7 protein-coding genes are annotated in these 7,740 nt (G+C 61.6%); 2 read left to right on the forward strand and 5 right to left on the reverse strand.

The genetic code is table 11. The features are described from left to right. The 4 genes from EN925_RS14550 to EN925_RS14565 all read right to left on the reverse strand — a co-directional run. The coding region (locus EN925_RS14550; RefSeq protein WP_164894214.1) for an FAD-binding protein at positions 1-315 on the reverse strand (315 nt) is incomplete at its 3' end. Further along, positions 312-1,433 carry an aminotransferase class I/II-fold pyridoxal phosphate-dependent enzyme gene (locus EN925_RS14555; protein WP_127367985.1) on the reverse strand — a complete coding sequence of 374 codons (1,122 nt, stop codon included), beginning with the start codon at positions 1,431-1,433 and terminating at the stop codon, positions 312-314. The genes EN925_RS14555 and EN925_RS14550, both read right to left, overlap by 4 nt. Before the next feature lie 42 nt (positions 1,434-1,475). Further along, a complete protein-coding gene (locus tag EN925_RS14560) occupies positions 1,476-2,603 on the reverse strand; it encodes a 2Fe-2S iron-sulfur cluster-binding protein (protein ID WP_127367986.1) in 1,128 nt (375 codons plus the stop codon). Next, entirely contained in the window at positions 2,600-3,640 is a 1,041-nt protein-coding gene (locus EN925_RS14565; RefSeq protein ID WP_013530418.1) for an aromatic ring-hydroxylating dioxygenase subunit alpha, read from the reverse strand. Before EN925_RS14565 ends, EN925_RS14560 begins: the two co-directional genes overlap by 4 nt. Before the next feature lie 140 nt (positions 3,641-3,780). Here EN925_RS14565 and EN925_RS14570 point away from each other — a divergent pair, with 140 nt between their 5' ends. Beyond that, a complete protein-coding gene (locus EN925_RS14570; protein ID WP_164747153.1) occupies positions 3,781-4,680 on the forward strand; it encodes a LysR substrate-binding domain-containing protein in 900 nt (299 codons plus the stop codon). Positions 4,681-5,081: 401 nt separating this feature from the next. On the opposite strand, the gene EN925_RS14575 is transcribed toward EN925_RS14570, so the two are convergent. Beyond that, on the reverse strand, positions 5,082-6,479 hold the full coding sequence (locus EN925_RS14575; protein ID WP_127388232.1) for a YcaO-like family protein: 1,398 nt from the start codon (positions 6,477-6,479) through the stop codon (positions 5,082-5,084). Between the two features lie 165 nt (positions 6,480-6,644). On the opposite strand from EN925_RS14575, the gene EN925_RS14580 reads away from it, so the two are divergent. Next, positions 6,645-7,740 (forward strand): hypothetical protein (locus EN925_RS14580; RefSeq protein ID WP_164894215.1); only part of this gene is annotated, 1,096 nt, incomplete at its 3' end.

The following is a 7,740-nucleotide window of genomic DNA, read 5'->3' on the forward strand; positions in this document are numbered from 1 at the left end:
TGCCAGGGAAAGAACGATCTCGCCCGGCCGCGGGACACTTCCGCCGACCAGGCCGGTCCGCCCGCCCTGCGGCACGATCGGAATCTCATTTTGACTGCAGATGCGCACCACCGCCGCAACCTCACCGGTCGATGAAGGCGCAACGACGATGCCGGCGGCGCAATCCATCCCGTTCGAACCAAGGTCGATCGCCCCGGCATCATCACCGGTCCGCACATTCGAGGCGCCAACGACATGGCGGATCGCGTCGACAACCGACAACGGCACCGCTTGCTCGATCCAGTTCGTTTGCCTGGGAGACGCGTGGCCGCTCATCGCCCAGCCAATCCCTGAAGCGCCGTGATCAGCCGGTCGTTGTCGGCCGGCAAGCCGATGGTGGCGCGCAGATAGTGCTCGTAGCCGGCTTCGCGCCACGCCTTAACGATGATCCCCTGCTTCAGGAGACCGGCGGCAACGCTGGAGCTGTCGCCCTTGCAGTCGAAGAACAGGAAGTTTGTCTGCGACTGGGCAACCCGGAAACCAAGGCCCGTAAGTGCGGCGGCGGTGCGCACGCGCTCGGCTCTGACGCGGCCCGCCGACGCCTTCATCCAGCTTTCGTCGGCCAGTGCCGCAATTGCGGCGACCTGCGCTGCCGCATTGACGTTGAACGGCGTCTTGGCGGCCGCGATCACTCTTGCCAGTTCGAAGCCCGAACAAACGGCATAGCCAACGCGCAGCCCCGCCAGGCCATAAGCCTTCGAAAGTGTGCGCAGCACGACATGGTCGATGCTGCTGTTACGCAGGACCTCGATGCCGTCGGGCGCGCCGGGATCGGCGAATTCGAAATAGGCCTCGTCCAGGACAAGAAGCGTGCCGGGCCGCACGGCGCCGATCAGCCGTCGCAGGCCAGCGTGGTCGAGACCCGGCCCGACCGGATTCCACGGCGAGGATATGAAAACGATCCGTGGCCCAACGGCGATCGCCGCTTCGAGCGCGGCAAGATCGAACCCCATCTCGGGTGTCATCGCAATCTTGACGACATCGGCACCGGCAGCCAGCGGCTCTATCTCATGCAGCCCGAAGCTCGGCACCGTGGTGACGACCGAGGCGCCCGGCACCAGGACGGCGCGCGAGATGGCGGCGATCATCTCCTCGGAACCATTGCCGGCAACGATCATGCCAGGATCGATCGCCAGTTTTTCGCCAAGCGCCGCCCGCAGCGCCGTGCAGGCCGGATCGGCATAGCGCCATGGCTCGAAGGATGAGGAGGCCAATGCGGCCATGACGGCGGGAGAACACCCATCCGGGTTCTCGTTGCTGGCCAGCCGGGCGACATCGTTGCGGCCACTCAGCGCCCGCGCCATCGAGATGTTCATGCCGGCATTGTAGGGCGGCAAGGCGGCGATATGCGGATTGAGCGGCAGGCTCGACGCTGGTTTGACCGACTGTTCCAAATCCCGACTTCCGTTTCCCCGCGCCCACGCGCGGCAATCTTGTCAAATATCGAGGACGACTGATCCGCGCGGCTTGGAGCAGCACAACAGCACTTCGCTGCTTCCAAGCTCGTCCAGCGGTTCTTCGAAATAGGCGATGTCGCCCGAGATCAGCCGCGACTTGCATGTGCCGCAGATGCCGGCCCGGCAGCTGAATTCCGGCAACAGACCTTGGTTCTCGGCGAAGTCGAGCAACGATACGGCCGAGCCATCCCAGACGGCCGTCAGGCCCGACTTCCGAAATTCCACGGTTGTCGCTTCCCCGGCCGGCTCGATCCTTGCCGGCTGCGCTGGAACCGCGGGAACTCGCACTGCATCGGGCTCAAGCAGCGTCGCCGGGCCGAAGAATTCGTAGGCAATGCGATACCTTGGCGCGCCAAGCTCGCGCAGCATGACGTAGATCGCCTGCATGAACGGCGGCGGGCCACAGAGGTAGAAATCATAGTCATCGATCGGCAGCAGACGCTGCAGCACGTCCCGCGAAATCATGCCTTCGCTATGGAAGCGCTGCTCGGCCTTGTCGCGCTCGGACGGGTGCCGGTAGCAGAAGTGTGCGGTCAGGCCGGGACGGGTCGAGACCAGGCCGGTCACCTCATCGCGCAAGGCATGCACATCGCCGTTGTCGCAGGCGTGAATGAAGACGGCACGGCGGTCCGGCAACGAAGCCAACGCATGCAGCATCGGCACCATCGGCGTCAGCCCGACGCCGCCGCTGAGCAGCACGACTGGACGGTTGCTGGCCTTGTCGAGCACGAAATCGCCGCGCGGCCCTTCCGCCTGAAGCACATCACCGACGTCGATACGGTCATGCAGGAAGCACGAGCTTATCCCATCGGGAAGCCCCGGCCCGGGTGCTGCCTCACGCTTCACACTGATCCGATAGGAAGCGCTGTCTGGGGAACAGGAGATACTGTAGTTGCGCAGCACATATCCCCTTTCGCCGGCGGCCTCCCGCGCTACCGGAATCCGGAACACCAGGAACTGGCCCGGCTGGAAGTCGCGCCAGTCCTGTGGATCGACCGGCTCGAGATGGAATGAAGTGATGAGGGCGCTTTCGCGCACCTTCGCGACCACTTTCAGGTCGCGAAATCCGCTTCTTGCGATGGTGTCGCGAGCGGTGAATGCATTCATTCGGCAGCTGCCAATTGCTGGCTCTCGCTGGCGATCAGCTTGGCCAGGTTCCGGCGAAAGCGCAGCGGTCCGACATCTATCTTCAGATCGAGATTGGGCGTGCGCTTGTTTGCCATGCCCTTGTGCACGGCATTGAGCACGGTGCGGTCCTCGTCGAAGGCGCCGCGCACAGAGGTGGCGAACTGGCGGGAAACCTCCAAATCGTCGGGGGCGAAATTGCGCATCTGGAACCAGTAATATTTCGTCTGGTTCTCATCGACCGGCGTCATGAAGTTGTAGCTGTCCATGAGGAACACGTCCTCGTGCAGCGGCTTGCCCTCGCCGCCGGTGCGGGCCGGCACGAAGATCGCCTTGATGATGGCGTTGGAGGGGTAGCGCACTTCGTAGTGCTGCTTGCGGTCGCAATTGCCTGAGAATTTGAGGAAAGGCGCATAGAAGGGCGCCGGCGCGGCATCGACCACCCAGCGCCACACGGTCACGCCGTCCGCGCCTACGGTGGTTTCGAGTGGCGCATCCTCCATCGCCTGAACGCCGCCGAAGGAGGACTGGTGGACCCAAGACACATGCGAGGGGTCGAGCAGGTTGTCGGTCATGTAGAGGTAGTTGCAATCGAGCGCCATGGACTCGCCGCGATTGACGCCCCATGCCGGATCGCCCCAGTGGTCGACCGCGAAAATCAGCGCGGGGTCGGCCTTTGCCGCTTCGCCCATCCATATCCACAGCAGCCCGTAACGTTCGGCGATCGGATAGGAACGAACGCATGCCACATGCGGTATCTTTTCAGCACCGGGCACGCGCGTACAGGTTCCGGTGCTGTCGAAGGTCAGCCCGTGATAGCCGCATTCGACAGTGTCGCCCTTGATGCGGCCCATGGACAGCGGCAGCTTGCGGTGGGGACAGGCATCCTCGAGCGCCGCCACCACGCCATCGGTCCGGCGGTAGAGGACAATATCCTCGCCAAGTATCCGGGTCGGCACCAGCCTGTCGGCGACCTCATGGTCCCATGCGGCAACGTACCAGCAGTTTCGAAGAAACATGGCGTCCTCCCGAGCTTGTGACGCCTAAACGAATATCTTGCGGGCCTGGGACGACATAGGGCTTGCATCTGCGTTCTATTTTAGAAAAACTAAATCAAGCTGACCCCAGGATCGTTGCCCAGGTGAAGAAGACGCCCCCACTGCGTGCGATACAGGCCTTCGAGGCTTTCGGGAGGCGTGGCAGTGTGACGGCGGCCGCCAACGAACTCGGCGTCTCCGTCGGCGCGGTCAGCCAGCAGATCCGCAAGGCCGAAGACGCCCTGGAGGCGCGGCTTTTGGAACGGCGCGGCAGGAGTGTCGCCCTTACCGCGCTGGGCCGCGTTTACCACGCAGCGGTTGCCGTCGGCTTCGAACACATTCGCGACGCCCAGGATCTCATCGAACAGGCCCGGTCCGCGGACACTTTGACCATCTCCTGCCTGCCGTCGTTGGCCAGCAAATGGATCGGCCCGCAGCTCCTGGATTGGCAGGTCGACCACCCCGGCGCGACCGTGCGGCTGGTGGGCGCCGAGACGGAGCCAAGGCTGGGCGCCGAACAAGTTGACTTCCGTATTTCGTACGGCACGAAATATCGTGATTTCGAGCACTACACCGAACTGTTCACCGACTGGGTGGTGCCGGCCTGCTCGCCGACGCTGCTGGCGAAACATCCGGTCGGCAAGCCCGCCGATATTCTCGATCTGCCGCTTCTCAGCATCGAATGGGCCCGCGATCACCGCTCGCCGCCGACATGGGCGGAATGGGCCGCAAGCATCGGCGCGGTGCACCGCAGAACATCCGGCGAAGTGGCCTTTTCCCTGTCGAGCGCGGCGATCGATGCGGCGGCCAACGGAAGGGGCTTTGTGCTGGCGCAACTGTCGATGGCTGCCGACGATATCGCGTCGGGCAGGCTCGTCGCCCCGTTCGACAAGCGGATCAGGCTGCCGGAACCTTATTTTTTGGCTTGGGATCGGGCCATTCTTGAGAAGCCTTTTGGTCCTGAGCTGCGAGCCTGGATTGTTTCGATTTCCAAGCGACTGGGCGCAACCTTAGCCGGATAGTCGAACACCGATCTGGAGACACAAGTTTGCATCTGCCGAGTTCGCGCGCACCAGCGTCTTAAGAGATCCAGACATTGATCGGCGGTGTGCGGTCCCACGGATTGCTTCAGTTTGCCCTAAATATCTCGACAAAAGTCCGCTTTTTTCGCCCTTCTTGCACCGCTAGCCGTCGGGCGGCTTTGCGACCCAAAACAGCAGCGTTCGCGCCCTCAAGTCAACAGGGGTTCACTCAACTTCCCCGCTGTACGAGATCCCGGCGAACTCGGAGCCCCTGCTTGAGCAAATCCCGACGTACACGAAGTCCTGGCCCCGCCCCACCATCGTAACGCCGGCTTCCTCATCAGCGTCCTGTAACCGGCGGCGGGTCTCCAACGTGACCGTGTCGTCATTGCCTGTAACAATTAGATCAAAAGTTTTCTGGCCTGCGAGAGGCGGCCTGCTGTTTTGCTCGAATCACTTGCGATGGAAGGTGCGGCGTTTCGGTGGCAGCCCCAGCGCGCTTTGAAATGGGATAATCCCTCGCAGATCGCCTTTGCAACGGGGATACCAATCTCGGATCGCGAAAGATCGGCGAACCAGACCTGCGAACCACAAACTTCGCCGATTTCATTCAGCAGGTCGGTGACGTTGCTTTCGCCAGCGCTTTCCAGGCCGTCGGCAGGCTTGCCGATGGCGAAACGAAAGTTGCGCACGTCAGCGAAACGCTTCCAGCGGGTCATCCGACGATCGTCATCGCTCATCGTTTTATTACGGGGCCGTTCTGCCCTTTCGGCATGGGCCTGCATCGCAGCTTCGGATTGTATCAATTCCAAAAACGCGGACCGGGCGGCAGCAACCATATCGAAGCTGCACCCGAAACCCACCGCCATATGCTCGCCACTGTCTTCGCAGCTGATCGCCGCCGTCACGATGGCCGTGCGGAAGGACGAGATATCGAGAAGCCAGAGCCTGCGTCCCGTTTCTTGGCGATGCTGCTGGATGTGAGACGCCAAGCCTTGGTCATCAAGCCGCGCGATATCCAGCCGCTTTCTCAGGGAGCCTCGGTGCCACCATATCCCTGTGGCGTCTCGTTCGACGAGTTCAAGCAAGGCGCGGGTTCTTGCATCGGCCCGCGTTGTGCCAGCGGCGCAACCATTGGTGTCGACGTTCAAGCTGCAATCGCCATATGCGACGTCACCAAAGCGGCCATAGCAGAGAAACGCCGGACAAAGCGCGACCCTATCGTCATGGAAGCTGCGAACGGACGCCCATAGCTGGGGATTGTTCAGATGATCCGTTGAAGGGATACTGTCCCAGCCACGCCACACTCTGTTGAGCCGATCGCGATGTCGGATCTGTTCCAGCGAAAAGCCCAACACCTGAATCGCATCGATCCTCATTCCATCGCCTGGAGAGCCGATGCGTGCTGACGCCGTGATGTCTTCGGCTCTGCAGGCCCAGCTGGAAATCTCCGCGGCCTCTCCGAGGCAAGACAGCACGGCCGTGCCGGCATCAAAGCCTTTGCCACTTGCTGTGAATCGTTTCTCATTCCCTTCGAATGGAGCAATGTTGGACATAGCCAGGAATCCACCCGGAACATCGAACACTTCAACGCCAATGTCGTAGCGTGTCGCGAAGTGCAAAAGGGGCAGCCCATTCTCGGGCGCAGCGACAAGGGTCGCAGCCAGATTCTCCAAAACATCCAAATCATCTTCACTCGACTGGCGGTCCCAGGTCGGGTCGTCTTGGTTCACCGTCATCGGCCGGTCGTGATGCATCAGCAGAGCAAGCGTTATCCAATGCGACCCGCGCAACAGCATGTTGGCTCTTTCAATATCTTGGCTTCTGCTGTTTACGTAGGGTAAGCGGTGGGCGCCCGTTGGCGACCGAGACGATAGCCGGCGGAGTTGACAATTTCCACAGACGGTCTGGCGATTAGGCTAATCGGCGGTTTCGAGCTTCGCAAGGGCTCGGAGACGTTCTCGTTGGGCAAGCGGAAGGCCTGCGCGATTCTCGCCTATCTGTTACTGAGCGGCAGGTCACGCGAGACGCGCGGGCGACTGGCGGCATTGCTTTGGAGCGAGCAGGACGAGGAGCATGCGCGCGGATCACTGCGCCAGTGTATAAAGGATCTCCGACGCCTGGCAAGCGAGACCAGGCTTAATTACCTCGCGGTCGACAAGCTCGTCCTGGGAATCGATCCGACTGCAATCCGTTCCGACATCGATGAGCTTGAACGTGCGCTCGACGACCGCAATTATGACGGTGCGCTGCTCCTGCTGGCCAAAGCCAGGGATGGACTTTGCGCCGGGTTGGACGATTGCGATCCTGTCTTCGACAACTGGCTGAGAATGCAGTCGACGATGATAACCGACAGGCTGGTGACACGGCTCGCAGCCTGGCTGGCGGCCGAGACAGACCCGAGACAGCGCAAATCCATCGCTGCGTGCATCCTGCAACTTGATCCGTTTTTCGACGATGCCGTGGTGGAGACCATTCGGAGGGTCTGTGAGGAAAGCGGTTATGCCCGCGCCCTAGCGTTCTTCGACCGCTACGCGGCCGAACTCAAAGCGGACATGGATCTGCGACCACCGGCAGAAATCCTCCACCTTCTAGAGGCGCTCAAGCCGGGCAACGACGGTGAAAAGCGGGCGGCTGACCCCGACCTTGCGCAAGGCGATCACGACAGCCGCATCCCAGGGAAGCCGACAATCGCCATCATCATTGCCAGGCGCGAAGCAGAGAACGAGCACCTGCAATTTGCCTTGGCGACAGAGCTTCTGGCTTCGATTTCCCGATTTAGGCATTGGACAGCCGTGTCAACGGAGTTGCAAGCCGGTGAATTCTCACTGGATCAGATGCATCAGGCGGCAGGCGAACACGTGGATATCGGCGTCCTCATCCGTCTGATCGACACGGATGGACCAGCAGTGTTCCAAATTACCTGCTATGACTTCCTGCAAGAAGGAGAAGCCTTCGTTCTCACCGTTCCGTCGGATCCGTCTTCCTGGCGCTCGGCCTTCAATGAAGTTTGCGCACGCTTTTCCGCGCGCCTGCAGATTGCCTTGTCCAGTGCCAGGC

The sequence above is a fragment of the Mesorhizobium sp. M7A.F.Ca.US.006.04.2.1 genome (assembly GCF_004022915.1).
Taxonomy (GTDB): domain Bacteria; phylum Pseudomonadota; class Alphaproteobacteria; order Rhizobiales; family Rhizobiaceae; genus Mesorhizobium; species Mesorhizobium ciceri.

Coding starts and splice junctions, on each gene's coding strand:
- EN925_RS14565 (WP_013530418.1), bottom strand. CDS start 3,640: ATGTTTCTTCGAAACTGCTGGTACGTTGCCGCATGGGACCATGAGGTC.
- EN925_RS14560 (WP_127367986.1), bottom strand. CDS start 2,603: ATGAATGCATTCACCGCTCGCGACACCATCGCAAGAAGCGGATTTCGC.
- EN925_RS14575 (WP_127388232.1), bottom strand. CDS start 6,479: ATGCTGTTGCGCGGGTCGCATTGGATAACGCTTGCTCTGCTGATGCAT.